We start from the raw sequence: 26,916 nt of genomic DNA, 5'->3' as shown, positions 1-26,916 counted from the left end.
TCCTTTAATCTTCAAACTTACGGCTTTTCTAAGCCTACAGGCGGCCAAGCTTCTAATTTAGAACCTAATGTCAGACCTTTAGAGGCCAACACTTCTTTGATCTCATTCAAAGATTTACGACCCAAATTAGGGGTCTTGAGAAGCTCGGTTTCAGTACGTTGAATCAAATCGCCAATATAGTAAATATCTTCAGCTTTCAGACAATTAGCTGAACGTACGGTTAATTCCAAATCATCTACAGGACGCAGCAAGATGGGATCGATAGGAGGCGCTTTTTCTTCAACCTCTTCAACCGGAGTACCTTGCAGATCTGCAAAAATAGACATTTGGTCAATTAAGATACGTGCGGCACTACGTACAGCTTCTTCTGGATCAATAGAACCATTGGTTTCAATATCCAAAACCAATTTATCCAAATCCGTGCGTTGCTCTACGCGTGCAGGTTCAACTTCAAAGCTAACACGACTGATGGGCGAAAAGCTCGCATCCAACTGAATCGCACCAATCTGTTTATTCTCATCACGCAATACGCGACGACCTGAAACAGATTGATAACCACGACCTTGCTCTACTTTAATTTCCATGTCGATTTGACCATTGTCGGACAAGTGGCAAATAACATGTTCAGGATTGATGATTTCCACATCATGTGGCAAATCAATATCACCGGCTACAACAGCACCGGCACCTGCTTTTTTCAAAGTCAACTGAACTTGATTACGACCGTGAAGCTTAAATACGATACCTTTGATGTTCAAGAGAACGTCAACAACATCCTCCTGAACACCATCAATAGTAGAGTATTCGTGCAATACGCCAGAAATAACTACTTCAGTTGGGGCAAAGCCATTCATGGATGACAGTAAGATACGACGCAAAGCATTACCTAAAGTATGACCAAAACCACGCTCAAATGGCTGCATAGACACCTTAGCTCGAGTAGAAGACAAGGTATCTACATCGATTTGACGAGGTTTCAAAAATTCGGTTGTGCTATTTTGCATTTAACTGTCCCTCATTGAGCTAGCATTATTTAGAGTAGAACTCTACCACCAGCTGTTCATTAATATCGCCAGACAATTCTGAGCGATCCGGCATATTTTTGAATACACCTTCCAATTTGTCGGCATCAACAGATACCCAGCTTGGCAAGCCAATTTGAGTAGCCAAGCTCAATGCCTCTTGGATACGTACTTGTTTCTTAGCTTTTTCACGAACAGCTATAACATCGCCTGCTTTAACTTGGAAAGAAGGGATATTAACAACCTGACCGTTTACAACGATAGCTTTATGAGAAACCAATTGACGTGCTTCAGCGCGGGTAGAGCCAAAACCCATACGATAAACGACATTGTCCAAACGGGACTCCAGCAATTGCAACAGCAATTCACCGGTAGAACCTTTACGACGATCAGCTTCCGCAAAGTAACGACGGAATTGGCGTTCTAACACGCCATAAATACGACGGATTTTTTGTTTTTCACGCAATTGCAAACCGTAGTCTGACAAACGTGGTTTTTTCGCACCGTGCTGACCAGGTGCAGAATCCATTTTACATTTTGAATCTAAAGAGCGACGTGCACTCTTCAAAAACAGATCCGTACCTTCGCGACGTGCTAATTTACATTTAGGGCCAATATAACGTGCCATGTTTTAAATCACTCCAATATTAAATACGACGTTTTTTAGGCGGACGGCAACCGTTATGAGGCAACGGGGTAACGTCAGTAATGCTGGTAATCTTGAAACCAAGAGCGTTTAAAGCACGTACAGAAGATTCGCGACCAGGGCCAGGGCCTTTAATGCGGACTTCTAAATTTTTAACGCCATACTCTTGGGCAACTTTACCAGCTGCTTCTGCTGCAACTTGTGCTGCAAATGGTGTACTTTTACGAGAACCTTTAAAACCAGCGCCGCCAGAGGTAGCCCAAGACAATGCATTGCCTTGACGGTCAGTGATTGTAATGATGGTATTGTTGAAAGATGCATGAACGTGCACAATACCCTCGCTTACGGTTTTACGTACTTTTTTACGTACACGCGAAGCTGTGTTTGCTTTAGCCATTAATCAAATTCCTTAAAATTTATTTCTTACCGGCAATCGCTTTGCGCGGACCTTTACGGGTACGGGCATTTGTGCGAGTGCGTTGACCACGACAAGGCAAGCCACGACGATGACGGAAGCCACGATAGCAACCCATATCCATCAGTCGTTTAATGCTCATCGTTACTTCACGACGCAAATCACCTTCAACTTCATATTTAGCAACTTGCTCACGCAAAGCGTCTAATTGAGCCTCGTCCAAATCTTTTGCTTTAGTAGTAGGAGCAATATTTGCTGCCTCACAAATCAATTTAGCACGAGTCGCACCAATACCATAAATAGCCTGAAGGCCAATTACGATATGGGCATTATTAGGGATATTTACCCCTGCAATACGAGCCATATTTTTTCCTTTTTAGGGCAAATTATGTCACTATACCACAAAATCAATAGTTAAGAAAACTAACTTCTTAACCTTGACGTTGTTTGTGACGTGGGTCAGTACAAATTACGCGAACTACACGATTACGACGAATAATCTTGCAATTGCGACAAATTTTCTTTACAGAAGGTTGTACACGCATTTTATTTCCTTTTATCGTTTATCTTGCTCGGAAAACAATCCGAGCACGGGTTAAATCATAAGGAGTTAATTCAACTGTTACCTTATCACCTGGAGAAATACGAATATAGTGCATTCGCATTTTTCCAGATATATGACCAAGTACTACATGATCATTTTCCAGTTTTACTTTAAATGTTGCATTGGGCAAAGTCTCAAGGATTTCGCCCTGCATCTGTATGGTATCTTCTTTAGCCATAAGCCTACTTACGTGACAAAGATTTCATATCTGGACGGCTCATCAAGTCTTCATACTGACTACTCATTCGATATGAATTGATTTGTGTCCTAAAATCCATTGTAACGACAACCAAAATAAGCAAAGATGTTCCACCTAAATAGAAAGGAACCTTCAATGCCGTCGTTAAAAATTCAGGTATCAGACAGATTGTAGTAATGTACAAAGCACCAAACAATGTCAGTCTTAGTACCACTTTTTCCAAATATCTAGAGGTTTGCTCACCTGGGCGAATACCTGGCACAAATGCACCACTCTTCTTCAAATTTTCAGCCATCTCTTTAGGGCTAAATACTAAAGCAGTATAGAAATAGCAGAAGAAGATAATAGTTGTGGCAAATAATACAATATATAAAGGCTGTCCGTGTTGCAGCATTGCAGCAACCTTATGAAGAACAGAATTCGTACTATTTGAACCAAACCAACCTAAAAGTGTAGACGGAAATAAAATGATACTGGAAGCAAAAATAGGAGGAATAACACCTGCCATATTTAGCTTGAACGGCATATGAATGCTTTGTCCTGGCATCATTTCAGAGCCAAACTGTCTTTTAGCATAATGCACAGGAACTTTACGCTGAGCACTCTCAAAATAAACTACAGCATAGATCAACAGCAAAATACCAATCACAATTGATACCGCCATCAACATACTCATAGAGCCTTGTTCAGTCAAAGTTAGCATCCGGACAATACCGGATGGAATACCCGATACAATGCCTGCTGTAATAATTAAAGAAATACCATTACCAATACCACGCTCGGTAATTTGCTCCCCTAACCACATCAGAAACATAGTACCTGTAACCAAACAGACTACTGTAGAAATATGAAACTCAAGCGAACTCGTTACAACAACACCTTGTTGATAAACAAATGTTGCAACACCAAAGCTTTGCAATACAGCCAATAATACCGTCCCATACCTAGTATATTTCGTAATTATTTTCCTACCAGCCTCACCTTCCTTCTTCAAAGCTTTTAAAGAAGGAACAATTTCAGAAGCAAGCTGAACAATAATCGATGCCGAAATATAAGGCATGATACCAATTGCAAATATACTAAAGCGCTCCAACGAACCACCCGAGAACATATTTAACATTCCGAATATGCCGTTTGCAGCGCCTTCGTATAACTTAGCTAATGCAACAGCATCTACGCCCGGTACCGGTATATGAGCACCAATACGGAAAACGACTAAAGCACCTAAAAGGAACACCAGACGTTTTTTCAGATCACCAAATTTGGATAATCCTGATAAAGATTGTTGATTAGCCACTGTAGTGCAAGCCTTATTCTTCTACTTTACCACCGGCAGCTTCAATAGCAGCTTTAGCACCTTTAGTAGCTTTTACACCTTTCAAGGTAACTGCTTTTGAAATTTCACCAGAAGCAATAACTTTTACATTAGAAGCAGTTGCAGAAATCAGACCAGCTTGTTTAAGAACCAAGACATCAATCTCGTTCACAGCAATCAGATTTAATTCACTCAAACGAACTTCAGCATTAGCGGCAGCAGTCAAAGATTTGAAACCACGTTTCGGCAGACGGCGTTGCAAAGGCATTTGACCGCCTTCAAAACCTACCTTGTGGAAGCCACCAGAACGGCTTTTTTGACCTTTATGACCACGACCACCTGTCTTACCCAAGCCGCTACCAATACCACGGCCTACACGACGACTAGCGTGAGTAGCACCCTCAGCAGGTTGAATAGTATTCAAAAACATATTAAGACTCCACTTTCAACAAGTAGCTGATTTTATTGATCATGCCACGGTTTTCAGGGGTATCCAAAACCTCTACAGTATGTTCACGGCGGCGCAAACCTAAACCACGAGCACATGCACGATGAGATTCAATTGTACCAATCAGGCTCTTAACCAATGTAACTTTAATCTTTTTTTGCTCAGTCATGGTTAGCTCCCAAAATATCTTCTACTGTCAAGCCACGTTTAGCAGCAATATCAGCAGGGGTATACAGTTTAGACAAACCGTCTAATGTAGCGCGTACAATATTGTAAGGATTAGTAGAACCATGTACTTTAGCTGAAATGTTATGGATACCCATAGCATCAAATACTAAACGCATTGGACCACCAGCTTTTACACCGCTACCTTCTTTAGCAGGTTGCATAAATACCTTAGTAGCACCATGACGGCCAATAACCTCATGATGAATAGTACCATTTTTCAAAGGTACTTTAATCATAGAGCGTCGAGCTTGATCCATTGCTTTTTGAACAGCAACTGGTACTTCTTTTGATTTACCTTTGCCCATACCGATGCGGCCATCACCATCACCAACAACAGTCAGTGCAGAGAAAGCCATGATACGGCCACCTTTAACTACTTTAGTCACGCGATTAACTGCGACCATCTTTTCAATCAGGCCGTCACCGCGTTCTTCAATTTCATGTTTTGCCATCTGAAAGTCTCCAAATATTAGAAGCTTAAACCATTTTCACGTGCAGCTTCAGCTAAAGCTTTCACACGACCGTGATATTGGAAACCTGAACGGTCAAAAGCAACTTTTTCAACACCCACTGCTTTAGCTTTTTCAGCAATACGCTTACCAACTACAGCCGCTGCTTCAACGTTGCTACCTGATTTCAGGCTACTACGTACTTCAGCTTCCAATGTAGAGGCTTGAGCCAATACTTTATCACCTTCAGCACTAATTACTTGAGCATAAATATGATTATTGCTGCGGAACACACATAATCTTACCATTTTCAAGTCCGCAATACGCGCACGGGTTTTGCGTGCACGACGGAGTCGGGTTGTATGTTTATCCATTAGTGAACCTCAATTATTTTTTCTTGGCTTCTTTCATCACTACTACTTCACCTACATAACGAACACCTTTACCTTTATAAGGCTCAGGAGAACGGAATGCACGAATTTCAGCAGCGACTTGGCCAACCACTTGTTTATCTGCACCAGTCAAAACGATTTCTGTTTGGCTAGGAGTTTGAACAGAAACACCTTCAGGCATTTCGTATACGATTGGATGAGAGAAACCCAAAGACAAGTTCAGAACTTTGCCTTGAGCTTGGGCACGATAACCCACACCAATCAATTGAAGTTTTTTCTCAAAACCTTCAGAAACACCCTTAACCATGTTATTAACCAATGCACGAGCAGTACCAGACATAGCATTAGCCTGTTTACTGTCATTTTTTGCACCAAAAGTCAATTTACCATCGTTCAGTTCAATAGCAACATCGGAATGCAAAGGAAAAGACAATTCGCCGTTTTTACCTTTGATAACCAATGCATCTGTTCCGAATTTTACTTCTACACCAGCAGGAACAGTCACTGGGTTTTTTGCGACGCGTGACATTTACTTTTCTCCACTAGGCTACGATGCACAACAACTCACCACCAACACCCTCAGAACGGGCTTTGCGATCAGTCATTACACCTTTAGAAGTACTAACAATAGCGACACCCAGGCCATTCATTACGCTAGGGATCTCACTTGATGCTTTGTAAATACGCAAACCTGGACGTGAAACACGTTTAATTTGCTCAATCACAGGACGACCTGCATAGTATTTCAATTGAATTTCCAATACCGGTTTTGCATCAGCAGAAACCGCAAAATCCTCGATATAACCTTCTTCTTTCAAAACTTTTGCAATTGCACATTTCAGTTTAGAGGAAGGCATGGCAACTACCGCTTTATTAGCACGTTGCGCATTGCGAATACGAGTCAACATATCGGAAATAGGATCATGCATACTCATTATTTATACTCCTATTACCAGCTAGCTTTAACAACACCAGGGATCTCGCCACGCATAGCGATTTCACGGATTTTAATACGGCCCAAACCAAATTTACGGAAAGTGCCACGAGGACGACCTGTTAAAGCACAACGACGACGTTGACGTACAGGTGCTGCATTACGAGGAATGGATTGAAATTTCAAACGTGCTTCAAAACGTTCTTCTTCAGTCGCATTAGCATCATTAATAACAGCGAAAATTGCCTCACGTTTAGCTGCAAACTTTTTCGCCAATGCTTGACGTTTCAGCTCACGATTAATAAGTGCTTTCTTAGCCATGATTATCCTTTAAACGGAAACTTGAACAGTGACAACAAAGCTTTCGCTTCTTCATCAGTTTTTGCAGTAGTTGTAATAGTAATATTCAAACCACGCAAAGCATCGATTTTATCGTATTCAATTTCCGGGAAAATAATTTGCTCACGAACGCCCATATTGTAATTGCCACGACCATCAAATGATTTACCGCTTACACCACGGAAGTCACGTACACGAGGCAACGCAATAGTAATCAAACGATCCAAGAATTCAAACATTTGATCACGACGCAATGTTACTTTGCAACCAACTGGATAGTTATCACGGATTTTAAAACCTGCGATAGATTTACGAGCAACAGTAACAACTGGTTTTTGACCAGCAATTTTCTCTAAATCAGAAACAGCGTGTTCCATAACTTTTTTATCAGCAACGGCTTCACCTACACCCATATTCAAGGTGATTTTTTCAATACGTGGAACTTCCATTACTGATTTGTAACCAAATTGCTTAACCAATTCAGGAACAACTGTATCTTTATAAAACTCTCTCAAACGAGCCATGTTATCTCCTTATGCTCCAATGATAGAGCCATTTGATTTGAAGAAACGAACGCGTTTAACTTTGCCTTCATTTTCAATCAGCTTAATACCAACACGGTCTGCTTTATTAGTTTCCGGATTCAGGATTGCAATATTAGAAATATCCAAAGGCATTTCTTTAGTAATAATGCCACCCTCAATACCACGCATTGGATTAGGTTTTTGATGGCGCTTCACAACATTAACACCCTCAACAACAACTTTATCACCCAACACTCGAACTACTTGACCTTGCTTACCTTTATCTTTACCGGTAATCACTACAACCTGATCGCCTTTAATGATTTTATTCATCGCGCTATTCCTTATAATACTTCAGGCGCCAATGAAACGATTTTCATAAATCGCTCAGTACGCAATTCACGGGTTACCGGACCAAAAATACGAGTACCCAGAGGTTCAAGTTTATTATTCAACAACACAGCAGCATTGTTATCGAATTTAATTAACGCACCATCAGGACGACGCACACCCTTAGCAGTACGAACAACTACCGCATTGTATACATCACCTTTTTTGACACGACCACGTGGGGCTGCATCTTTAACTGCAACTTTAATAATGTCGCCAACAGAAGCGTAGCGACGCTTAGATCCGCCCAATACTTTGATGCACATTACGCGACGCGCACCAGAGTTATCAGCCACATCTAAGATGGTCTGCATTTGAATCATATTAGTACCTTTAAATTAACCAACTTAATTTACCACTTTCATATAACTCGCACCTTACTTTAAGCTGCTTATTAAATGAAACCATCACGGTTCTAGTAAACCAGTCTTGGATCCCGAAGGGAGAGAAACTTCCATAAGAAGCTGGAAGATAAGAAACGAAGTTTACACGCAAATTAACTTTGCTGCAAGACTTCGTTTCTTATTAAGCTACATTACTGTGTTTTAAATCAAACAGTACGCGCTTTCTCAACCAATTCTTTCACAACCCAAGACTTGGTTTTTGACAAAGGACGAGATTCCTCGATTACCACTACATCACCAATGCCATATTGATTGTTTTCATCATGAGCATGGATTTTAGTTGATAAACGAATAATTTTACCGTACAGAGGATGTTTAACTTTACGCTCAACCAATACTGTAACAGTTTTGTCCATTTTGTCGCTTACCACTTTGCCTTGCAAAGTACGAACATTTTTAGCTTCGCTCATTACTTAGCACCTTTTTCAGTTAAAATGGTTTTAATACGAGCAATATCGCGACGTACACGTTTCAACTCGCTAGATTTACCCAACTGACCGGTTGCATTTTGCATGCGTAAGCCAAACTGAGCTTTCAACAAGTCCAACAAATCAGAGTTTAATTGCTCAATAGATTTGTCTTTCAATTCATTTGCTTTCATTATTGACCCACCTGTCTTACTACAAAGGTTGTAGGAATAGGCAATTTGGCAGCGGCCAATTCAAATGCTTCACGAGCCAAAGACTCAGGAACACCGTCCATTTCGTACAATACTTTGCCTGGTTTAACTTCAGCAATGTAATATTCCACATTACCTTTACCGCCACCCATACGAACTTGGATAGGTTTCTCAGTAATTGGTTTATCAGGGAATACACGAATCCAAATACGACCGCCACGTTTAATATGACGAGTCATAGTACGACGAGCAGCTTCGATTTGGCGGGCAGTCAAACGACCACGGCCTACGGCTTTCAAACCGAACTCACCGAAACTTACTTTGTTACCGCGAGTAGCAATACCGGTGTTACGACCTTTTTGTTGCTTGCGATATTTCAGTCTAGTTGGCTGCAGCATTACGTCCACCTGCCTTTCTTTGTTTCTTCTCATGCTCAGGTTTAGAAGATTTAATATTACCTTCTGTATAAACCCAAACTTTCAGACCCAGTACACCATAAGTAGTGTGTGCTTCGCTAGTTGCATAATCCACATTCGCACGCAAAGTATGCAAAGGTACACGACCTTCACGGTACCATTCGCTACGAGCGATATCAGCACCATTCAGACGGCCTGAAGTCATGATCTTGATGCCTTTAGCACCAGAACGCATTGCATTTTGCATTGCACGTTTCATAGCGCGACGGAATTGAACACGTTTTTCAAGCTGCTGGGCAATACCATCAGCAATGATTTGCGCATCCAATTCAGGACGACGAATCTCTTCAATATTTACATGAACAGGCACACCCATCAGAGCTTGCAAGTCACGTTTCAAGATTTCAATATCCTCGCCTTTTTTACCAATAACCACACCTGGACGAGCAGAGTGAATGGTAATACGTGCAGATTTAGCAGGACGCTCGATCACTACGCGACCAACTGAAGCATTAGCCAGTTTTTTACGCAAGTAGTTACGAACATCAATATCTTGTTTCAAAACAGTAGAAAAGTCGGTGCTTTTAGCAAACCATTTTGAAGCCCAGTCTTTAGTTACCGCCAGGCGAAAGCCTGTAGGGTTAATCTTTTGTCCCATAGCTTTTCCTTAGTTGCCCACTGTCACGTTAATATGACAAGTTTGTTTCTCGATGCGGTTACCGCGACCTTTGGCACGAGCTTGGAAACGTTTCAAGCTTGGGCCTTTGTCAACAAAGATAGTTACCACTTTCAGTTCGTCAATGTCAGCACCATTGTTGTGCTCGGCATTGGCGATTGCTGATTCCAATACTTTTTTAATCAGCTCAGCACCTTTTTTAGGGCTGAATGCCAAGATATTCAAAGCTTGGGCAACGTCTTTACCACGAATCAAATCAGCTACTAAACGAGCTTTTTGAGCTGAAATACGGGCATTTTTATGTTGTGCACTTACTCTCATGATTCACCTTATTTCTTTTTAGCCTTTTTATCAGCCAAGTGGCCTTTAAAGGTACGGGTCAATGAGAACTCACCTAATTTATGACCAACCATATTGTCGCTGATGAAAACAGGCACGTGAGTGCGACCATTGTGTACAGCGATAGTCAGACCGATGAAATCAGGCAAAATGGTAGAACGACGTGACCAAGTTTTAATTGGGCGCTTGTCGTTGCTTGCACGAGCAGCATCTACTTTTTTCAGCAAATGCAGGTCTACATATGGGCCTTTTTTTAATGAACGAGCCATACTAATTAACCTTTATTTGAGTAACGACGACGAACAATCATGTTATCCGTGCGTTTGTTATTACGAGTGCGGTAGCCCTTAGCAGGAGTACCCCATGGGCTAACCGGTTCGCGAGCCTCACCAGTACGGCCTTCACCACCACCATGTGGGTGATCAACAGGGTTCATTACAACACCACGAACGGTCGGACGAATACCACGCCAACGGTTAGCACCAGCTTTACCGATTTTTTTCAGGCTTTGTTCTTCGTTACCAACTTCACCGATAGTTGCACGGCAATTTACGCTAATTTTTCGTACTTCACCAGAACGCAAACGAACTTGTGCGTAAGCACCTTCTTTTGCAAGCAATACCGCAGAAGCACCAGCAGAACGCGCAATTTGCGCGCCTTTACCTGGTTTCATTTCGATACAGTGAATAGTTGTACCAACAGGAATATTGCGGATCGGCAGAGTGTTACCTAATTTGATTGCAGCTTCAGCACCGGAAACCAATACCGCACCGGCTTGAATACCACGAGGAGCAATGATGTAGCGACGCTCACCATCTGCATAGCACAACAGTGCGATAAATGCAGTACGGTTAGGGTCATATTCGATACGCTCTACTTTTGCAGGGATACCGTCTTTGTTACGTTTAAAATCTACAACACGGTAATGATGTTTATGGCCACCACCTTTATGACGGGTAGTGATATGACCATTGTTATTACGACCGGCAGTAGAATTTTTCTTTTCCAGCAGAGGTGCATAAGGTGCACCTTTGTGCAAACCTTCTGTTACCACGCGAACCATGCCGCGACGGCCTGCAGAGGTCGGCTTCATTTTAACGATTGCCATTTTGTTTATTCCTTATCTGCAGCTGCAGCAGCGGCTTCCAAATCCAACTCTTGACCGGCAGCCAGGCTTACATAAGCCTTTTTAACATCGCTGCGACGACCTAAAGTGCGACCAAAACGTTTAACTTTACCTTTAATGGTAACAGTAGTAACGTCTGCAACTTGAACACCGAATAGCAACTCAACAGCCGCTTTAATTTCAGGTTTGGTTGCATTTGCCAAAACTTTAAACGTCATTTGATTACGTTTTTCAGCCAATACGTTGCTTTTTTCAGAAACGATAGGTGCCAAGATTACTTGAGTCAAACGTTGTTGATTCATACCCATTGCTCCTCTAATTGTGCAACTGCATCTTTAGTGATAACGACTTTTTTGTAACGCAGCAAGCTGTAAGGATCAACTTGTTGAGCTTCCAAAACCAATACGTTAGGCAAGTTGCGTGAAGCCAAGTAAACATTCTCGTCGAGCTGTTTAGTCACAAACAGAACTTGCTCCAAACCCAAGTTTTTCACTTGTTCAGCAAAAACTTTGGTTTTAGGAGTTTCAGCAGTCAATGCTTCGATTGCAAACAAACGTTCATCACGAGCCAATTGGGACAAAATAGTCGCCATACCGGCACGGTACATTTTACGGTTCACTTTTTGAGTGAAGTTTTCGTCAGGTTTGTTTGGGAATGCACGACCACCTTTACGCCACAGCGGAGAAGAAGTCATACCGGAACGAGCACGACCTGTACCTTTTTGGCGCCATGGTTTTTTAGTAGAGTGGTTTACTTCGGCACGAGTCTTTTGAGCACGATTACCAGAACGGGCATTTGCCAAGTAAGCAGTAACCAGTTGGTGAACCAGAGCTTCATTGTATTCGCGAGCAAACAAAGCATCAGAAACAGCCAAGCTGCCAGATACTTGTCCTTTAGCGTCAATTACTTTCAATTCCATTACGCACCTACTTTCACGCTAGGACGAACCACGACGTCGCTGTTAACCGAACCCGGAACAGCACCTTTAACCAACAAGAGTTGGCGTTCAGCATCAACACGTACAACTTCCAATTTTTGAACAGTTGCTTTAGTGTTACCGTATTGACCTGCCATACGTTTACCAGGGAACACGCGACCAGGGTCTTGTGCCATACCGATAGAACCAGGAACACGGTGGGAACGGGAGTTACCGTGGGAAGTACGTTGAGCACCGAAGTTATGACGTTTGATCGTACCAGAGAAACCTTTACCTTTAGAGGTACCGGTTACATCTACCAATTGACCAACTTCAAACATAGAAACGGTAATTTCATCACCGGCTTTCAATTCAGCCAGTTTTTCTTCAGTCAAAGCAAACTCAACCAAACCGCGGCCAGCTTCAACACCTGCTTTAGCAAAGTGACCGGCTTCAGTTTTGTTGACACGATTAGCTTTTTTCTGACCAAAGGTAACTTGTACAGCAGTGTAGCCGTCAGTATCTTTGGATTTCACTTGTGTAACGCGGTTGGCAGACATATCCAAAACAGTTACCGGAACAGAAACACCCTGTTCGTCGAACACGCGAGTCATACCAACTTTGCGTCCAACCAGACCTAAAGTCATGATTATTTTCCTTTTAAGTAAAGGGGCGGGCTACGATTGGCCTGCCTTTCAGACAAAGTTAAACTTGATACGGATGTACCAAGTCCGCCATTATAATTGACAAATCAAAGAAATATCAACAAAAATTTCAATTTAACTTCTTAAAACCATCATTTTTTCGGATGAAGTGTTGCCAAATATCTGAAAATTTTCAGACGGCCTAAGAATTCTATAAAAAACCGAACAGCCAAGCTGTTCGGTTTTTCAGTTCTTATTGAACTTTAATTTCTACATCCACACCCGCTGGAAGATCCAGTTTCATCAGTGCATCAGTAGTTTTGTCAGTCCAGTCCACGATGTCCATCAGACGCAAGTGGGTACGGATTTCCAATTGTTCACGAGAAGTTTTGTTCACGTGAGGAGAACGCAAGATGTTAAAACGTTCGATTTTAGTTGGCAAAGGAATCGGACCTTTAACAACAGCGCCAGTACGTTTGGCAGTTTCAACGATTTCTTGCGCAGAACGGTCAATCAGACTGTAATCATAAGCTTTCAGGCGGATACGGATTTTTTGGTTTGCCATTTATCAATATCCCTCAATTAAGCGATTACAGAAGAAACCACACCCGCACCTACGGTACGACCACCTTCGCGAATCGCAAAGCGCAGACCTTCTTCCATAGCGATAGGCGCAATCAGTTCTACAGTAATGGTTACGTTCTCACCCGGCATTACCATTTCTACGCCTTCTTCCAAAGTAACTGCACCAGTTACGTCAGTAGTACGGAAGTAGAATTGTGGACGGTAGTTAGCGAAGAATGGAGTGTGACGACCACCCTCTTCTTTGCTCAGTACGTATACTTCTGCTTTGAATTTGGTGTGAGGAGTGATAGTACCTGGTTTAGCCAATACTTGACCACGCTCTACGTCTTCACGTTTAGTACCACGCAGCAACACACCTACGTTGTCACCTGCTTGACCTTCGTCCAGCAGTTTGCGGAACATTTCAACACCGGTACAAGTGGTTTTTTGAGTTTCTTTCAGACCTACGATTTCGATCTCGTCACCAACGTGGATGATACCGCGCTCTACACGACCGGTTACTACTGTACCACGGCCAGAGATAGAGAATACGTCTTCGATAGGCAACAAGAAAGGTTTGTCCACAGCACGCTCAGGTGTTGGGATGTAGCTATCCAAAGCAGCTGCCAGTTCGAAGATTTTTTCTTCGTAAGCTGCATCACCTTCCAAGGCTTTCAGTGCAGAACCTTGTACGATTGGGCAATCGTCGCCTGGGAAGTCGTAGCTTGACAACAAGTCACGGATTTCCATTTCAACCAGTTCCAACAACTCGGCATCGTCAACCATGTCACATTTGTTCATGAATACGATGATATAAGGTACACCTACTTGGCGAGCCAACAGGATGTGTTCGCGAGTTTGTGGCATAGGACCGTCAGCTGCGGAACATACCAAGATCGCGCCGTCCATTTGGGCAGCACCGGTAATCATGTTTTTAACGTAGTCGGCGTGGCCCGGGCAGTCTACGTGTGCGTAGTGACGGGTTTCAGTTTCGTATTCTACGTGTGAGGTATTAATGGTAATACCACGAGCTTTTTCTTCAGGAGCGTTGTCGATTTGGTCGTAAGCTTTTGCAGCGCCACCGAATTTTTTAGCCAAAATAGTAGTCAAAGCAGCAGTCAGAGTGGTTTTACCATGGTCAACGTGACCGATGGTGCCAACGTTTACGTGCGGTTTGCTACGTTCAAATTTTTCCTTAGCCATGAGCTAATTCCTTTACATTAAAGATCGATTAAAGAACAGAGGCCGTCTGAAAAATCATTTCAGCCTTTCAGACGACCTATTTGCCTGATTAGCCTTTACGGGCTTCAGTTACAGCAGCAGCTATATGTGCAGGAGCTTCAGAATATTTCTTGAACTCCATAGAGTAAGTAGCGCGGCCTTGGGTCGCAGAACGCAGGTCGGTAGAATAACCGAACATTTCTGCCAGAGGCACTTCGGCACGGACTTTTTTACCGCCGATACCGTCATCATCCATACCCAATACGACGCCGCGACGACGGTTCAAGTCGCCCATTACGTCACCCATGTATTCTTCAGGGGTTTCCACTTCAACTGCCATGATTGGTTCCAACAGAGCTGGATTGGCTTTACGCATGCCTTCTTTAAAGGCTTGAGAAGCTGCCAATTCGAAGGCCAGTTGTGAAGAGTCAACATCATGCGAAGAACCGAAAATCAAACGTACACGAACGTCAACAACTGGGTAACCGGCAACGATACCGTTAGGCAAAGTATCGCGAATACCTTTATCGACAGACGGAATAAATTCGCGAGGAATCACACCACCTTTAATTTCATCGATAAATTCGTAACCCGCACCACCTGGTTCCATAGGTTCCATTTTGATCACAACGTGACCGTATTGACCTTTACCACCAGATTGTTTGGCATGTTTGTATTCAGCTTCAACTTCTTTGCGGATGGTTTCACGGTAAGCCACTTGAGGCGCACCAATGTTAGCTTCCACACCGAATTCTCGTTTCATACGGTCAACAATAATTTCCAAGTGCAGCTCACCCATACCGGAAATAATGGTTTGACCGGATTCTTCGTCTGTACGAACGCGGAAAGAAGGGTCTTCTTTCGCCAGACGGTTCAGGGCGATACCCATTTTCTCTTGGTCAGCTTTGGTTTTCGGCTCAACGGCAATATGGATTACCGGCTCAGGGAATTCCATGCGTTCCAAGATGATTGGTGCGCTTTCAGCACACAGGGTTTCACCAGTGGTAACGTCTTTAAGACCGATCGCAGCTGCAATATCACCAGCGCGTACTTCTTCAATTTCAGTACGGTCTGCAGCAGTCATTTGCACCAGACGACCGATACGTTCGCGAGTACCTTTTACTGAGTTCAATACGGTATCACCGGATTTTACCACACCAGAGTAAACGCGGATGAAAGTCAACTGACCAACGTATTTATCGTTCAACATTTTGAACGCCAATGCAGAGAATTTCTCTTCATCGCTGGCTTGACGGCTGTCGGCTTCTTCAGTGTTAGGGTTAACACCTTGAACTGGAGGAATGTCGGTAGGAGCAGGCAGCAATTCTACAACTGCGTCCAACATACGTTGAACACCTTTGTTTTTGAATGCTGAACCGCACAACATTGGTTGAATTTCACCAGCCAAAGTACGTTGACGCAATGCGCCTACGATTTCTTCTTCAGTCAGCTCATCACCGCCCAAGTATTTGTCCATCAATTCTTCGCTGGCTTCTGCTGCAGCTTCAATCATGTTTTGACGCCATTCTTCAGCAGTCTCAACCAATTCAGCAGGAATATCGCCATAGGTAAAGGTTGTACCTTTATCGGCTTCATTCCAAATAATGGATTTCATTTTCAACAGGTCAACAACACCGCTGAAGCTGTCTTCCGCACCAACCGGAATCACGATAGGTACTGGGTTTGCGCGCAAACGGGTTTTCATTTGTTCAACAACGCGGAAGAAGTTGGCACCTTGACGGTCCATTTTGTTTACAAATGCCAAGCGAGGTACTTGGTATTTGTTAGCTTGACGCCATACGGTTTCAGATTGAGGTTGAACACCGCCTACTGCACAGTAAACCATTACCGCGCCGTCCAATACACGCATAGAACGCTCTACCTCTACAGTAAAGTCAACGTGTCCCGGGGTGTCGATGATGTTGAAACGGTGCTCAGGGAACTGTTTCGCCATACCAGACCAATAAGAAGTCACAGCAGCAGAAGTAATGGTAATACCACGCTCTTGCTCTTGCTCCATGTAGTCGGTAGTAGCTGCGCCGTCATGCACTTCGCCCAACTTGTGAGTCAAACCTGTATAGAACAGAATACGTTCTGTTGTGGTTGTTTTACCCGCGTCAATATGGGCAGAAATACCAATATTGCGATACAGGCTGATAGGGGTCTTACGAGCCATTTTGTTAGCCTTTCAATATTAGAAACGGAAGTGAGAGAATGCTTTGTTAGCTTCAGCCATACGGTGTACTTCTTCACGTTTTTTCAACGCACCGCCACGACCTTCAGCCGCATCAATCAATTCGCCTGCCAAGCGCAGGTCCATAGATTTCTCACCACGTTTACGGGCCGCATCGCGAACCCAGCGCATTGCCAAAGCCAGACGACGTGAAGGACGAACTTCAACAGGAACTTGGTAGTTTGCACCACCTACACGGCGGCTTTTCACTTCCACGATAGGCTTGGCGTTTGCAATGGCTTCGTTAAATACTTCGATTGCTACTTTGCCGGTTTTTTTCTCAATTTGCTCCAGAGCACCGTAAACGATACGTTCTGCAACAGATTTTTTACCGTCAATCATCAATACGTTCATGAATTTAGTCAACTCAACGCTGCCGAATTTAGGATCTGGCAGTACGTCGCGCTTAGGGACTTCTCTACGTCTTGGCATTTTAATTTCCTTTAATCTATTCAGTTGGGTCAATTCCCATGAATACCCAATTGAGTATTCACTTACTCGGCCGTTGTTCAGCTTAGGCGGCCGACGTGCCTATTTGAGTCCCGATAATTATTTAGGACGCTTAGCACCGTATTTAGAACGGGCTTGTTTACGGTCTTTAACACCTGCAGTATCCAAAGAACCGCGTACAGTGTGGTAACGTACACCTGGCAAGTCTTTTACACGACCGCCGCGAATCAATACGACGCTGTGCTCTTGCAGGTTGTGGCCTTCACCGCCGATGTATGAAATTACTTCAAAACCGTTGGTTAGGCGAACTTTACATACTTTACGCAATGCAGAGTTAGGTTTTTTAGGGGTAGTTGTGTATACACGGGTGCAGACGCCACGTTTTTGTGGGCAAGCTTCCAGTGCAGGCACTTTGTTTACGTACACAGGCTTTTGACGGCCTTTGCGTACCAATTGGTTAATAGTTGGCATATTTTCTCGTCCTGTTGAGTTAAATACTTGCCGACACCATGTCGACAAGATTGGAATTATATTTTTATTGCAAGGGTTTAGTCAAGCAAATGACTGATAAAGTTTGGTGTTTTCCAATTTATGCCTAAATTTTAGAAACAAAGGCCGTCTGAAACATTCAGACGGCCTTTGTCATTTTAAATAGTTCTCTACTTATTTTCTCCATTGCTTTCCTTATTTATTCAGACGGCCTTAAACTCTACCCTCTTTTAAGTCCTCTAAAAAATAAAACCGCAAGACTGGCTTGCGGTTTTATTTTCACAACAATCCCTCGGGATTATTCGTCTGAAGCTTCGGTTTCAGAAACTTCTTGATCGGCTTGCTGCCATTGTTGATGGCGACTGCGGTGGTAAGTCAAACCTGTACCGGCAGGAATCAAACGACCGACAATCACGTTCTCTTTCAAACCACGCAGTTCGTCTTGTTTGCCCATAATAGCGGCCTCTGTCAAGACGCGGGTTGTTTCTTGGAACGATGCCGCAGAAATGAAGCTGTCTGTAGACAAGGAAGCTTTGGTAATACCCAACAACACGTTTTCATAACGTGCAGGCTCTTTGTCTTCAGCCATGGCTTTTTCATTGGCAAGCATCACATCGCCACGCTCAACTTGCTCACCAGTAATGAACTCTGTATCACCGGAATCGACAATGTTCACTCGACGCAGCATTTGACGGATGATGACTTCGATGTGTTTATCGGAAATCTTCACACCTTGCAGGCGGTAAACCTCTTGCACCTCTTGAACAATGTAGCGAGCCAATGCTTCGATACCTTGCAGACGCAGAATGTCGTGTGGATCTACGGCACCGTCTACGATGGTTTCACCACGGTTTACTACTTGACCATCGTGTACCAAAATCTGTTTCTCTTTAGAAATCAGGGTTTCGTATGCTACACCGTCTACGTCGGTAATAATCAGACGCTGTTTACCTTTGGTTTCTTTACCGAAGGAAACGGTACCGGTAATTTCTGCCAACATACCTGCATCTTTCGGCACGCGTGCTTCAAACAATTCGGCTACGCGTGGCAGACCACCGGTAATATCGCGGGTTTTAGAAGACGCTTGTGGAATACGCGCCAACACATCGCCCTTACCGACTTCCTGACCTTCACGGATGGTAATCACCGCACCGACCGGGAATGCCATAGAAACTGGGGTAGTCGTACCAGGAATGCAAATTTCCAGACCATTTTCATCCAACAGTTTGACAGTCGGACGCAACAGTTTAGAAGCACTAGAAGAACGACGTTTGCCGTCAATCACTACCAGAGTAGACAAACCGGTTACATCGTCAGTTTGTTTCGCAACGGTAACACCCTCTTCCACGTTCTCGAATTTCACCATACCTGCGTGTTCGGTAATCATCGGACGGGTATGCGGATCCCAAGTTGCCAAAGTTTGACCGGCTTTAATGGCTTCGCCGTCTTGTACCAGCAGGATTGCACCGTAAGGTACTTTGTGACGTTCACGTTCGCGACCGATATCGTCGTGAATCACTACTTCACAAGAGCGGCCAATGACAACCAATTCGCCTTTGTTGTTGGCAACGTAACGCATTTGGCTGCTGAAACGAGCTGTACCATTGGATTTGGCTTCCACTTGACTGGCAGCAGCCGCACGAGATGCCGCACCACCGATGTGGAACGTACGCATGGTCAGCTGAGTACCTGGCTCACCAATAGATTGTGCAGCAATGACACCTACAGCTTCACCAGCGTTAACCAGTTTACCGCGCGCCAAGTCGCGGCCATAACAGTGTGCACACAAGCCATGACGGGTTTTACAAGTAATTGGCGTACGGACTTTAACCTCGTCAACACCAGATTGGTCAATGATATCAACTAATTTCTCAGTCAGCAGTGTACCTGCCTCAACCAAAGTCTCGCCAGTTGAAGGATCAACAACATCTGATGCTGTAACACGGCCTAAAATACGATCGCGCAATGCTTCAATTACGTCACCGCCTTGCACAACTGCCTTCATGACAAAGCCGTCTGAAGTACCACAATCGTCTTCAACAACGACCAAGTCTTGAGTTACGTCTACCAGACGACGGGTCAGGTAACCAGAGTTTGCCGTTTTCAACGCGGTATCCGCCAAACCTTTACGCGCACCGTGGGTCGCAATAAAGTATTGCAATACGGTCAAACCTTCGCGGAAGTTAGAGGTAATCGGCGTTTCAATAATAGAGCCGTCAGGTTTGGCCATCAAACCACGCATACCGGACAACTGTTTAATCTGAGCCGCAGAACCACGGGCACCAGAATCGGCCATCATGTAAATAGAGTTGAAAGACTCTTGATCAACTTCGTTGCCGTCACGGTCGATGACTTTTTGTTTAGACAGGTTGTCCATCATCGCTTTAGCGATCTTATCGCCGGCACGACCCCAAATATCGACCACTTTGTTGTAACGTTCGCCGTTGGTTACCAAACCTTGACGGTATTGGTCTTCGATTTCTTTAACTTCGGCATTAGCCTCGGCCAGCAAGGCTGCTTTTTCTTTCGGAATTTCCATATCGTCAACCGCAATGGAAATACCGCCTTTAGCCGCAAAACCGAAACCGGTATACATCAAGTGGTCGGCGAAAATAACTGTATCACGCAAGCCGCACAGACGGAATGATGCGTTAATCAGTTTAGAAATTTCTTTTTTCTTCAGCGCTTTGTTGATGTACTCGAACGGCAGGCCTTTAGGCAAGATTTCGCTCAACAATGCACGGCCGACGGTTGTTTCATAACGGTTAACAACAGGCTCAAACTCACCTGCTTCGTTTTTCACCCATTCGCGCAGACGTACGGTAATTTTCGTACCCAATTCAACCTGTTTGGTATGGTATGCACGATGCACTTCTTTCACATCGGCAAACAGGCTACCTTCGCCTTTAGCATTGATACGGTCGCGGGTCATGTAGTACAGACCCAATACGATATCTTGAGAAGGTACAATGATTGGTTCGCCGTTGGCTGGAGACAATACGTTGTTTGAAGCCAGCATCAGCGTGCGTGCTTCCATTTGTGCTTCCAAGCTCAATGGAACGTGTACAGCCATTTGGTCACCGTCAAAGTCGGCGTTAAATGCGGCACACACCAATGGGTGCAACTGAATCGCTTTACCTTCGATCAGAATGGGTTCGAACGCTTGAATACCCAAACGGTGCAGGGTTGGCGCACGGTTCAGCATAATCGGATGTTCGCGGATTACTTCTTCCAAGATATCCCATACTTCAGGCACTTCTTGCTCTACCAATTTTTTCGCAGCTTTAACGGTAGACGCCAAACCTTGTTTTTCCAATTTGTGGAAAATAAATGGTTTGAACAGTTCCAAAGCCATTTTTTTCGGCAGACCACATTGGTGCAGACGCAGGTATGGGCCTACGGTAATCACGGAACGACCGGAGTAGTCCACACGTTTACCCAGCAGGTTTTGACGGAAGCGGCCGCCTTTACCTTTAATCATATCTGCCAATGATTTCAGCGGACGTTTGTTGGCACCGGTCATGGCTTTACCGCGACGGCCGTTATCCAACAGAGAGTCAACTGCTTCTTGCAACATACGTTTTTCGTTACGAACGATGATGTCAGGCGCATGCAGTTCCAACAGACGTTTCAGACGGTTATTACGGTTGATAACGCGACGGTACAAATCGTTCAAATCGGAAGTGGCAAAACGACCACCATCCAATGGAACCAACGGACGCAAATCAGGCGGCAATACCGGCAGCACGTCCATAATCATCCATTCCAGTTTCATACCGGAACGGTGGAAGGCTTCCAATACTTTCAAACGTTTGGCAATTTTTTTAATTTTGGTGTCAGAACCGGTAGATTCCAGCTCTTGACGCAGGATTTCGATTTCGCCGGTAATATCCAAGGTGCGCAGCAATTCGCGGATACCTTCTGCACCCATTTTTGCATCGAAGTCGTCGCCGTACTCGTCCAGTTTGTTGTAGTAATCGTCTTCAGTCAGCAATTGACGACGTTGCAACGGAGTCATGCCGGGATCGGTTACCACAAATGCTTCAAAGTACAATACGCGTTCGATGTCGCGCAAAGTCATGTCCAGTACCATACCCAAGCGGGAAGGCAGGGATTTCAAAAACCAAATGTGGGCAACTGGTGCTGCCAATTCAATGTGGCCCATGCGTTCGCGGCGCACTTTGGACAGGGTCACTTCTACGCCACATTTTTCACAGGTTACGCCTTTAAATTTCAAGCGTTTGTATTTACCGCACAAACATTCGTAGTCTTTGACCGGGCCAAAGATTTTGGCGCAGAACAAACCGTCGCGCTCAGGTTTGAACGTACGGTAGTTGATGGTTTCAGGTTTTTTAACTTCGCCATAAGACCATGAGCGGATGGTTTCGGGAGAGGCAATACCGATTTTGATGGCATCAAACTCTTCTTCCATGCCGGCAGTTTGCAACGGATTAAATAAGTTCAACAAATTCATTTTTGCTCCTTGAAGGAAGTATTTTTACCGCATGGCGGATTTTCGATATTGGGAAACGGTACTTTTGATTTCAGACGGCCTAAATGCCGATTGCTTCATTCTTATTCTGAAACCGTTTTTTCAGACGACCTTCAAAGGCCGTCTGAAAACTTCTGTTTAGTAGCGTTCCAAATCGATATCCAAGCCCAGTGAGCGAATCTCTTTAACCAATACGTTGAAGGATTCAGGCATACCGGCATCGATTTTGTGTTCGCCTTTGACGATGTTTTCGTACATTTTGGTACGGCCGTTCACGTCGTCAGACTTCACAGTCAGCATCTCTTGCAGCGTGTATGCCGCACCGTATGCTTCCAATGCCCAAACCTCCATCTCACCGAAACGTTGGCCACCGAACTGAGCTTTACCGCCCAGAGGCTGCTGGGTAACCAGACTGTACGGACCGGTAGAACGGGCGTGCATTTTTTCGTCAACCAAGTGGTGCAGTTTCAGATAGTGCATCACACCGACTGTAACCTTACGGTCAAATGCTTCGCCTGAACGGCCGTCATACAGCGTAATTTGAGTTTTACTGTCGTTGAAGCCCAGTTTCTCAACCTCAGGATCTTCGCTTGGGTAAGCCAAGTTCAACATTTCGCGGATTTCAGACTCTTTCGCACCGTCGAATACAGGAGAGGCGAAAGATGCACCTTTACGCAGGTTGGAAGCCAATTCGATGATTTCTTCATCTGTCAGGCTGTCCAAATCTTCTTTCTTACCGCTACCGTTGTAGAGTTTGTTCAAGAATTCACGCAGCTCGCTGGCTTTGCGTTGCTCTTTCAGCATACGGTCGATGCGTTCGCCGATACCTTTTGCCGCCCAACCCAAGTGAACTTCCAAAATCTGACCGATGTTCATACGGGAAGGTACGCCCAACGGGTTCAGTACGATGTCTACCGGACGGCCGTCAGCCATGTAAGGCATGTCTTCCACTGGCAGAATGCGTGATACCACACCTTTGTTACCGTGGCGACCCGCCATTTTGTCACCGGCTTGCAGACGGCGTTTGATGGCGATAAATACTTTCACCATTTTTTGTACGCCCGGTTGCAGCTCGTCGCCTTGGGTCAGTTTTTTCTTCTTGATCTCATACAACTCATCCGCTTCTTCGCGTTTTTGTTGCAGGCTCAATTTAATCAGCTCCAACTGTTTGGCTAAATCTTCGTCAGCCAGACGGATGTCAAACCAATCATGTTTGCTGGACAGGCTTGCCAAATATTCGGTAGTGATTTCGCTGCCTTTAGCCAGCTTCATCGGGCCACCGTTGGCTTTTTGGCCGACAATCATGCGCTCAATACGGTCAAATGCGTCGTTATCAAAAATACGCAACTGGTCGCTCAAGTCTTGACGGTAACGTTTCAGCTCAGAATCAATAATGGATTGAGCACGTTTGTCGCGTTGAATACCTTCACGAGTAAAGACTTGAACATCGATAACGGTACCGCTCATGCCGGTAGGCATACGCAATGAAGTATCTTTTACGTCAGACGCTTTTTCACCGAAGATAGCACGCAGCAGTTTTTCTTCAGGAGTCAGTTGGGTTTCGCCTTTAGGTGTTACTTTACCTACCAAGACGTCACCAGCTTCTACTTCTGCACCGATGTAAACAATACCGGATTCATCCAAACGGTTTTGCATACGCTCGGACAAGTTCGGAATATCGCGGGTAATGTCTTCCGCACCCAGCTTGGTATCACGGGCAACAACGTTCAATTCCTCAATGTGAATCGAAGTATAGCGGTCGTCTGCAGCTACTTTTTCAGAAATCAGAATCGAGTCTTCGTAGTTGTAACCGTTCCATGGCATGAAGGCGATGGTCATGTTTTGACCCAAAGCCAACTCGCCCAAGTCGGTAGATGCACCGTCGGCCACCAAGTCACCACGTTGCAACACATCGCCTGCTTTTACGGCCGGACGTTGGTTGATGTTGGTAGATTGGTTAGAACGAGTGAATTTAACCAAGTTATAAATATCGACACCCACTTCACCTGCAGTCGCTTCATCATCATGAACACGAACTACAACGCGGTTGGCATCTACATACTCAACCACACCACCACGGCGGGCAACGATTGCAGTTGCAGAGTCAACGGCAACAGAGCGCTCGATACCGGTACCAACCATTGGTTTTTCAGGGCGCAGACACGGTACAGCCTGACGTTGCATGTTGGCACCCATCAATGCACGGTTCGCGTCATCATGTTCCAAGAATGGAATCAGAGATGCTGCAACGGATACCACTTGACCGGTTGCCACGTCCATATATTGAACGCGATCAGGCGTTGCCATAATGGTTTCGCCTTTTTCACGACAAGTAACCAAGTCGCCAATCAAATTACCGTCTTTGTCCAAATCGGCATTCGCCTGTGCAATCACATAACGGCCTTCTTCGATAGCAGACAAGTAATCGATTTCTTCAGTTACTTTGCCATCGACAACACGACGGTAAGGGGTTTCCAAGAAACCATAATCATTGGTACGCGCATACACGGACAATGAGTTGATCAAACCAATGTTTGGGCCTTCAGGTGTTTCAATAGGACATACACGGCCATAGTGGGTCGGATGTACGTCTCGCACCTCAAAGCCTGCACGTTCGCGAGTCAAACCGCCCGGGCCCAATGCAGATACACGGCGTTTATGGGTAACTTCAGACAATGGGTTGGTCTGATCCATAAATTGGCTCAATTGGCTGGAGCCGAAGAATTCTTTAATCGCGGCAGAAACAGGTTTCGCATTGATCAAGTCATGCGGCATCAAGTTCTCAGATTCTGCTTGGTTCAAACGCTCTTTAACTGCACGTTCTACACGAGCCAAACCGCTGCGGAATTGGTTTTCAGTCAACTCACCCACAGAACGAACACGACGATTACCCAAGTGGTCAATATCGTCTACTTCGCCATGACCGTTACGCAGTTCCACCAATGTAGCAATGGAAGCAACGATGTCTTCAACGCTCAGAACGTAACCGCCTTTTTCAGATGCACCAGCCAAAGTTTCGTTCAGCAAACGGCCATACCAAGAGTTTTGTTGTGCTTCAGACAATTTTTGCTCGTATGTGCGCGTATTAAATTTCATACGGCCTACGCGAGACAAATCATAGCTGTCTTCACTGAAGAACAAGCGGTTGAAGAGCTGCTCAACAGCTTCTTCGGTAGGCGGTTCGCCAGGACGCATCATGCGGTAAATCGCTACGCGTGCAGCTTGCTGATCAGCAGTTTCGTCTGTACGCAGAGTGCTGGAGATGTAACCACCTTGATCCAATTCATTGATATAAAGGGTCGTAATTTCTTTTACGCCATGGATATCAAGTTTAGCCAACAGTTCTTCTGTAATTTCATCGTTAGCAGAAGCCAATACTTCGCCAGTTTCCAGATCAATCAGGTCAGCAGCCAATGCTTTGCCTATCAAGCTTTCTGGCTCTACATTCAAACGAGTCAAGCCTGCATTGGTAATATCACGGATATTTTTCGCAGTAATGCGTTTACCTTTGGCAACCAGTACATTGCCTTCTTTATCCAAGATGTCAACTTTGGCAGTTTCACCTTTCAGACGGCCTGCAACCAGATCAGTTTGAACACCGTTTGAAGACAAATAGAAAGTTTCTTTGTCGTAGAAAATATCCAAGATTTGTTCATTATTGTAGCCCAAAGCTTTCAACAAAATCGTAACCGGCATTTTACGGCGACGGTCGATACGGAAATACAGCAAATCTTTTGGATCAAATTCGAAATCCAACCATGAACCACGGTAAGGAATAATACGAGCAGAGAACAACAACTTACCGGAAGAATGTGTTTTACCACGGTCATGCTCAAAGAACACACCAGGAGAACGGTGCAACTGGGAAACAATTACACGCTCTGTACCATTGATGACAAAAGAGCCACTTGGCGTCATCAACGGAATTTCGCCCATATATACTTCGTTTTCACGAACTTCTTTTACGGTCGGTTTAGACGCTTCTTTATCCAAAATCACCAAACGGATACGTGCACGCAATGGAGCCGCATAAGTAATACCGCGCAATTGACATTCAGGAATATCGAACAAAGGTTCGCCCAATGTGTAATGCACAAACTCCAATCGTGCATAACCATTATGGCTCACAATCGGGAAAATAGAATTGAATGCTGCTTGCAGACCATCATCAGTACGTTGGTCAAAAGCGTTTTCCAACTGTAAAAATTTCGCATAAGAATCAATTTGGGTTGCCAGCAGGAAAGGAACATTCAAGACATTCTCTCGCTTTGCAAAACTCTTACGGATACGTTTTTTCTCGGTAAACGAATAGCTCATATACACTCCGAAAAGCAATTTTAAATAATAGGCCGTCTAAAACAACGGCATGCATCAACCTGATATTTACATTTATTTGCAATGGTTTTATCAAGACTATGCAAA

The 26,916-nt window shown here is 44.4% G+C and carries 34 protein-coding genes; all 34 read right to left on the bottom strand.

The window, feature by feature from the left end; all coding sequences use genetic code 11:
- Positions 1–17 precede the first annotated feature (17 nt).
- Positions 18–1,004 (bottom strand): DNA-directed RNA polymerase subunit alpha, encoded by a 987-nt coding sequence (locus tag ACTHTS_RS08665; protein ID WP_003749298.1) that lies wholly within the window; start codon positions 1,002–1,004, stop codon positions 18–20.
- Between the two features lie 25 nt (positions 1,005–1,029).
- Positions 1,030–1,650, bottom strand: coding sequence for a 30S ribosomal protein S4 (gene rpsD / locus ACTHTS_RS08660; protein ID WP_440369794.1), 621 nt, complete (start codon positions 1,648–1,650; stop codon positions 1,030–1,032).
- Between the two features lie 19 nt (positions 1,651–1,669).
- Positions 1,670–2,065 carry a 30S ribosomal protein S11 gene (gene rpsK / locus ACTHTS_RS08655; RefSeq protein ID WP_002216249.1) on the bottom strand — a complete coding sequence of 132 codons (396 nt, stop codon included), beginning with the start codon at positions 2,063–2,065 and terminating at the stop codon, positions 1,670–1,672.
- Between the two features lie 19 nt (positions 2,066–2,084).
- Positions 2,085–2,447: a 30S ribosomal protein S13 gene (gene rpsM, locus ACTHTS_RS08650; RefSeq protein ID WP_003749295.1), complete on the bottom strand. Its 363-nt coding sequence runs from the start codon at positions 2,445–2,447 to the stop codon at positions 2,085–2,087.
- Positions 2,448–2,514: 67 nt separating this feature from the next.
- Positions 2,515–2,628, bottom strand: a complete 114-nt coding sequence (rpmJ, locus tag ACTHTS_RS08645; RefSeq protein ID WP_003697674.1) for a 50S ribosomal protein L36 — start codon at positions 2,626–2,628, stop codon at positions 2,515–2,517.
- Positions 2,629–2,646: 18 nt separating this feature from the next.
- Positions 2,647–2,865 carry a translation initiation factor IF-1 gene (gene infA, locus ACTHTS_RS08640; protein ID WP_003684714.1) on the bottom strand — a complete coding sequence of 73 codons (219 nt, stop codon included), beginning with the start codon at positions 2,863–2,865 and terminating at the stop codon, positions 2,647–2,649.
- 4 nt (positions 2,866–2,869) lie between these two features.
- Positions 2,870–4,183 (bottom strand): preprotein translocase subunit SecY, encoded by a 1,314-nt coding sequence (secY, locus tag ACTHTS_RS08635; protein WP_440369793.1) that lies wholly within the window; start codon positions 4,181–4,183, stop codon positions 2,870–2,872.
- Between the two features lie 13 nt (positions 4,184–4,196).
- A complete protein-coding gene (gene rplO, locus ACTHTS_RS08630; RefSeq protein ID WP_070645682.1) occupies positions 4,197–4,631 on the bottom strand; it encodes a 50S ribosomal protein L15 in 435 nt (144 codons plus the stop codon).
- A 1-nt stretch (position 4,632) separates the two neighbouring features.
- Positions 4,633–4,818 (bottom strand): 50S ribosomal protein L30, encoded by a 186-nt coding sequence (gene rpmD / locus ACTHTS_RS08625; protein ID WP_003684808.1) that lies wholly within the window; start codon positions 4,816–4,818, stop codon positions 4,633–4,635.
- Positions 4,811–5,329, bottom strand: coding sequence for a 30S ribosomal protein S5 (gene rpsE / locus ACTHTS_RS08620; protein ID WP_003684704.1), 519 nt, complete (start codon positions 5,327–5,329; stop codon positions 4,811–4,813). Before rpsE ends, rpmD begins: the two co-directional genes overlap by 8 nt.
- A gap of 17 nt (positions 5,330–5,346) precedes the next feature.
- On the bottom strand, positions 5,347–5,700 hold the full coding sequence (gene rplR, locus ACTHTS_RS08615) for a 50S ribosomal protein L18 (RefSeq protein WP_003749287.1): 354 nt from the start codon (positions 5,698–5,700) through the stop codon (positions 5,347–5,349).
- Positions 5,701–5,713: 13 nt separating this feature from the next.
- Positions 5,714–6,247 (bottom strand): 50S ribosomal protein L6, encoded by a 534-nt coding sequence (gene rplF, locus ACTHTS_RS08610; RefSeq protein WP_440369792.1) that lies wholly within the window; start codon positions 6,245–6,247, stop codon positions 5,714–5,716.
- A gap of 13 nt (positions 6,248–6,260) precedes the next feature.
- The gene (gene rpsH / locus ACTHTS_RS08605) at positions 6,261–6,653 is read right to left on the bottom strand and encodes a 30S ribosomal protein S8 (RefSeq protein ID WP_063075320.1); all 393 of its coding nucleotides are present in this window, start codon (positions 6,651–6,653) and stop codon (positions 6,261–6,263) included.
- Positions 6,654–6,667: 14 nt separating this feature from the next.
- Positions 6,668–6,973, bottom strand: coding sequence for a 30S ribosomal protein S14 (rpsN, locus tag ACTHTS_RS08600; RefSeq protein WP_003684736.1), 306 nt, complete (start codon positions 6,971–6,973; stop codon positions 6,668–6,670).
- A 2-nt stretch (positions 6,974–6,975) separates the two neighbouring features.
- Entirely contained in the window at positions 6,976–7,515 is a 540-nt protein-coding gene (gene rplE, locus ACTHTS_RS08595) for a 50S ribosomal protein L5 (RefSeq protein ID WP_003684750.1), read from the bottom strand.
- 9 nt (positions 7,516–7,524) lie between these two features.
- Positions 7,525–7,848 (bottom strand): 50S ribosomal protein L24, encoded by a 324-nt coding sequence (gene rplX, locus ACTHTS_RS08590; protein ID WP_003684754.1) that lies wholly within the window; start codon positions 7,846–7,848, stop codon positions 7,525–7,527.
- An 11-nt stretch (positions 7,849–7,859) separates the two neighbouring features.
- On the bottom strand, positions 7,860–8,228 hold the full coding sequence (gene rplN / locus ACTHTS_RS08585; RefSeq protein WP_002215434.1) for a 50S ribosomal protein L14: 369 nt from the start codon (positions 8,226–8,228) through the stop codon (positions 7,860–7,862).
- A gap of 227 nt (positions 8,229–8,455) precedes the next feature.
- Entirely contained in the window at positions 8,456–8,719 is a 264-nt protein-coding gene (gene rpsQ / locus ACTHTS_RS08580) for a 30S ribosomal protein S17 (protein WP_003684766.1), read from the bottom strand.
- A complete protein-coding gene (rpmC, locus tag ACTHTS_RS08575) occupies positions 8,719–8,910 on the bottom strand; it encodes a 50S ribosomal protein L29 (protein WP_003684705.1) in 192 nt (63 codons plus the stop codon). The genes rpsQ and rpmC overlap by 1 nt, the downstream gene beginning before the upstream one ends.
- Positions 8,910–9,326 carry a 50S ribosomal protein L16 gene (gene rplP, locus ACTHTS_RS08570; protein WP_003684741.1) on the bottom strand — a complete coding sequence of 139 codons (417 nt, stop codon included), beginning with the start codon at positions 9,324–9,326 and terminating at the stop codon, positions 8,910–8,912. The genes rpmC and rplP overlap by 1 nt, the downstream gene beginning before the upstream one ends.
- The gene (gene rpsC / locus ACTHTS_RS08565) at positions 9,310–10,002 is read right to left on the bottom strand and encodes a 30S ribosomal protein S3 (protein WP_003684753.1); all 693 of its coding nucleotides are present in this window, start codon (positions 10,000–10,002) and stop codon (positions 9,310–9,312) included. The genes rplP and rpsC overlap by 17 nt, the downstream gene beginning before the upstream one ends.
- A gap of 9 nt (positions 10,003–10,011) precedes the next feature.
- Positions 10,012–10,341 (bottom strand): 50S ribosomal protein L22, encoded by a 330-nt coding sequence (gene rplV / locus ACTHTS_RS08560; RefSeq protein ID WP_003749277.1) that lies wholly within the window; start codon positions 10,339–10,341, stop codon positions 10,012–10,014.
- An 8-nt stretch (positions 10,342–10,349) separates the two neighbouring features.
- Positions 10,350–10,628, bottom strand: coding sequence for a 30S ribosomal protein S19 (rpsS, locus tag ACTHTS_RS08555; RefSeq protein WP_002215422.1), 279 nt, complete (start codon positions 10,626–10,628; stop codon positions 10,350–10,352).
- A 5-nt stretch (positions 10,629–10,633) separates the two neighbouring features.
- The gene (gene rplB / locus ACTHTS_RS08550; protein WP_440369791.1) at positions 10,634–11,467 is read right to left on the bottom strand and encodes a 50S ribosomal protein L2; all 834 of its coding nucleotides are present in this window, start codon (positions 11,465–11,467) and stop codon (positions 10,634–10,636) included.
- 5 nt (positions 11,468–11,472) lie between these two features.
- Positions 11,473–11,787: a 50S ribosomal protein L23 gene (gene rplW, locus ACTHTS_RS08545; protein ID WP_002243944.1), complete on the bottom strand. Its 315-nt coding sequence runs from the start codon at positions 11,785–11,787 to the stop codon at positions 11,473–11,475.
- Positions 11,784–12,404, bottom strand: a complete 621-nt coding sequence (rplD, locus tag ACTHTS_RS08540; RefSeq protein WP_003684798.1) for a 50S ribosomal protein L4 — start codon at positions 12,402–12,404, stop codon at positions 11,784–11,786. Before rplD ends, rplW begins: the two co-directional genes overlap by 4 nt.
- On the bottom strand, positions 12,404–13,048 hold the full coding sequence (gene rplC / locus ACTHTS_RS08535) for a 50S ribosomal protein L3 (RefSeq protein WP_004464584.1): 645 nt from the start codon (positions 13,046–13,048) through the stop codon (positions 12,404–12,406). The genes rplD and rplC overlap by 1 nt, the downstream gene beginning before the upstream one ends.
- A 250-nt stretch (positions 13,049–13,298) precedes the next feature.
- Positions 13,299–13,610: a 30S ribosomal protein S10 gene (gene rpsJ, locus ACTHTS_RS08530; RefSeq protein WP_002642322.1), complete on the bottom strand. Its 312-nt coding sequence runs from the start codon at positions 13,608–13,610 to the stop codon at positions 13,299–13,301.
- Between the two features lie 17 nt (positions 13,611–13,627).
- On the bottom strand, positions 13,628–14,812 hold the full coding sequence (gene tuf / locus ACTHTS_RS08525; RefSeq protein WP_002215366.1) for an elongation factor Tu: 1,185 nt from the start codon (positions 14,810–14,812) through the stop codon (positions 13,628–13,630).
- 88 nt (positions 14,813–14,900) lie between these two features.
- A complete protein-coding gene (fusA, locus tag ACTHTS_RS08520) occupies positions 14,901–17,006 on the bottom strand; it encodes an elongation factor G (protein ID WP_003749269.1) in 2,106 nt (701 codons plus the stop codon).
- Between the two features lie 18 nt (positions 17,007–17,024).
- Positions 17,025–17,495 carry a 30S ribosomal protein S7 gene (rpsG, locus tag ACTHTS_RS08515; RefSeq protein ID WP_002240962.1) on the bottom strand — a complete coding sequence of 157 codons (471 nt, stop codon included), beginning with the start codon at positions 17,493–17,495 and terminating at the stop codon, positions 17,025–17,027.
- A gap of 117 nt (positions 17,496–17,612) precedes the next feature.
- Complete coding sequence (gene rpsL, locus ACTHTS_RS08510; protein ID WP_002218431.1) at positions 17,613–17,984, bottom strand: 30S ribosomal protein S12; 372 nt, start codon at positions 17,982–17,984, stop codon at positions 17,613–17,615.
- 316 nt (positions 17,985–18,300) lie between these two features.
- The gene (gene rpoC, locus ACTHTS_RS08505) at positions 18,301–22,476 is read right to left on the bottom strand and encodes a DNA-directed RNA polymerase subunit beta' (RefSeq protein WP_440369790.1); all 4,176 of its coding nucleotides are present in this window, start codon (positions 22,474–22,476) and stop codon (positions 18,301–18,303) included.
- 156 nt (positions 22,477–22,632) lie between these two features.
- A complete protein-coding gene (gene rpoB / locus ACTHTS_RS08500) occupies positions 22,633–26,811 on the bottom strand; it encodes a DNA-directed RNA polymerase subunit beta (RefSeq protein ID WP_440369789.1) in 4,179 nt (1,392 codons plus the stop codon).
- Positions 26,812–26,916: the final 105 nt, after the last annotated feature.

It is taken from the genome of Neisseria sp. P0019.S003 (genome assembly GCF_051957115.1).
GTDB lineage: Bacteria > Pseudomonadota > Gammaproteobacteria > Burkholderiales > Neisseriaceae > Neisseria > Neisseria flavescens_D.
The sequence above is the reverse complement of the archived record's forward strand: the minus strand, read 5'-3'. Positions and strand labels throughout refer to the sequence as shown.

Excerpts from the sequence above, each read along its gene's own strand:
- ACTHTS_RS08665 (WP_003749298.1), bottom strand. The coding sequence starts at position 1,004 with ATGCAAAATAGCACAACCGAATTTTTGAAACCTCGTCAAATCGATGTA.
- rpsN (WP_003684736.1), bottom strand. The coding sequence starts at position 6,973 with ATGGCTAAGAAAGCACTTATTAATCGTGAGCTGAAACGTCAAGCATTG.
- rpoC (WP_440369790.1), bottom strand. The coding sequence starts at position 22,476 with ATGAATTTGTTGAACTTATTTAATCCGTTGCAAACTGCCGGCATGGAA.
- rplX (WP_003684754.1), bottom strand. The coding sequence starts at position 7,848 with ATGAATAAAATCATTAAAGGCGATCAGGTTGTAGTGATTACCGGTAAA.
- rpsE (WP_003684704.1), bottom strand. The coding sequence starts at position 5,329 with ATGGCAAAACATGAAATTGAAGAACGCGGTGACGGCCTGATTGAAAAG.
- rpsD (WP_440369794.1), bottom strand. The coding sequence starts at position 1,650 with ATGGCACGTTATATTGGCCCTAAATGTAAATTAGCACGTCGCGAAGGT.
- rpsH (WP_063075320.1), bottom strand. The coding sequence starts at position 6,653 with ATGAGTATGCATGATCCTATTTCCGATATGTTGACTCGTATTCGCAAT.
- rpsJ (WP_002642322.1), bottom strand. The coding sequence starts at position 13,610 with ATGGCAAACCAAAAAATCCGTATCCGCCTGAAAGCTTATGATTACAGT.
- rplN (WP_002215434.1), bottom strand. The coding sequence starts at position 8,228 with ATGATTCAAATGCAGACCATCTTAGATGTGGCTGATAACTCTGGTGCG.
- rpsQ (WP_003684766.1), bottom strand. The coding sequence starts at position 8,719 with ATGAGCGAAGCTAAAAATGTTCGTACTTTGCAAGGCAAAGTGGTAAGC.
- rplD (WP_003684798.1), bottom strand. The coding sequence starts at position 12,404 with ATGGAATTGAAAGTAATTGACGCTAAAGGACAAGTATCTGGCAGCTTG.
- rplW (WP_002243944.1), bottom strand. The coding sequence starts at position 11,787 with ATGAATCAACAACGTTTGACTCAAGTAATCTTGGCACCTATCGTTTCT.
- rplP (WP_003684741.1), bottom strand. The coding sequence starts at position 9,326 with ATGCTGCAGCCAACTAGACTGAAATATCGCAAGCAACAAAAAGGTCGT.
- infA (WP_003684714.1), bottom strand. The coding sequence starts at position 2,865 with ATGGCTAAAGAAGATACCATACAGATGCAGGGCGAAATCCTTGAGACT.
- rplV (WP_003749277.1), bottom strand. The coding sequence starts at position 10,341 with ATGAGAGTAAGTGCACAACATAAAAATGCCCGTATTTCAGCTCAAAAA.
- rplF (WP_440369792.1), bottom strand. The coding sequence starts at position 6,247 with ATGTCACGCGTCGCAAAAAACCCAGTGACTGTTCCTGCTGGTGTAGAA.
- rpmD (WP_003684808.1), bottom strand. The coding sequence starts at position 4,818 with ATGACTGAGCAAAAAAAGATTAAAGTTACATTGGTTAAGAGCCTGATT.
- rpsG (WP_002240962.1), bottom strand. The coding sequence starts at position 17,495 with ATGCCAAGACGTAGAGAAGTCCCTAAGCGCGACGTACTGCCAGATCCT.
- tuf (WP_002215366.1), bottom strand. The coding sequence starts at position 14,812 with ATGGCTAAGGAAAAATTTGAACGTAGCAAACCGCACGTAAACGTTGGC.
- fusA (WP_003749269.1), bottom strand. The coding sequence starts at position 17,006 with ATGGCTCGTAAGACCCCTATCAGCCTGTATCGCAATATTGGTATTTCT.
- rplO (WP_070645682.1), bottom strand. The coding sequence starts at position 4,631 with ATGTTTTTGAATACTATTCAACCTGCTGAGGGTGCTACTCACGCTAGT.
- rpoB (WP_440369789.1), bottom strand. The coding sequence starts at position 26,811 with ATGAGCTATTCGTTTACCGAGAAAAAACGTATCCGTAAGAGTTTTGCA.
- rplE (WP_003684750.1), bottom strand. The coding sequence starts at position 7,515 with ATGGCTCGTTTGAGAGAGTTTTATAAAGATACAGTTGTTCCTGAATTG.
- rpsL (WP_002218431.1), bottom strand. The coding sequence starts at position 17,984 with ATGCCAACTATTAACCAATTGGTACGCAAAGGCCGTCAAAAGCCTGTG.
- rpsM (WP_003749295.1), bottom strand. The coding sequence starts at position 2,447 with ATGGCTCGTATTGCAGGGGTAAATATCCCTAATAATGCCCATATCGTA.
- rpmJ (WP_003697674.1), bottom strand. The coding sequence starts at position 2,628 with ATGCGTGTACAACCTTCTGTAAAGAAAATTTGTCGCAATTGCAAGATT.
- rpsC (WP_003684753.1), bottom strand. The coding sequence starts at position 10,002 with ATGGGACAAAAGATTAACCCTACAGGCTTTCGCCTGGCGGTAACTAAA.
- rplC (WP_004464584.1), bottom strand. The coding sequence starts at position 13,048 with ATGACTTTAGGTCTGGTTGGACGCAAAGTTGGTATGACTCGCGTGTTC.
- rpsK (WP_002216249.1), bottom strand. The coding sequence starts at position 2,065 with ATGGCTAAAGCAAACACAGCTTCGCGTGTACGTAAAAAAGTACGTAAA.
- rplB (WP_440369791.1), bottom strand. The coding sequence starts at position 11,467 with ATGGCAATCGTTAAAATGAAGCCGACCTCTGCAGGCCGTCGCGGCATG.
- rplR (WP_003749287.1), bottom strand. The coding sequence starts at position 5,700 with ATGGATAAACATACAACCCGACTCCGTCGTGCACGCAAAACCCGTGCG.
- rpsS (WP_002215422.1), bottom strand. The coding sequence starts at position 10,628 with ATGGCTCGTTCATTAAAAAAAGGCCCATATGTAGACCTGCATTTGCTG.
- rpmC (WP_003684705.1), bottom strand. The coding sequence starts at position 8,910 with ATGAAAGCAAATGAATTGAAAGACAAATCTATTGAGCAATTAAACTCT.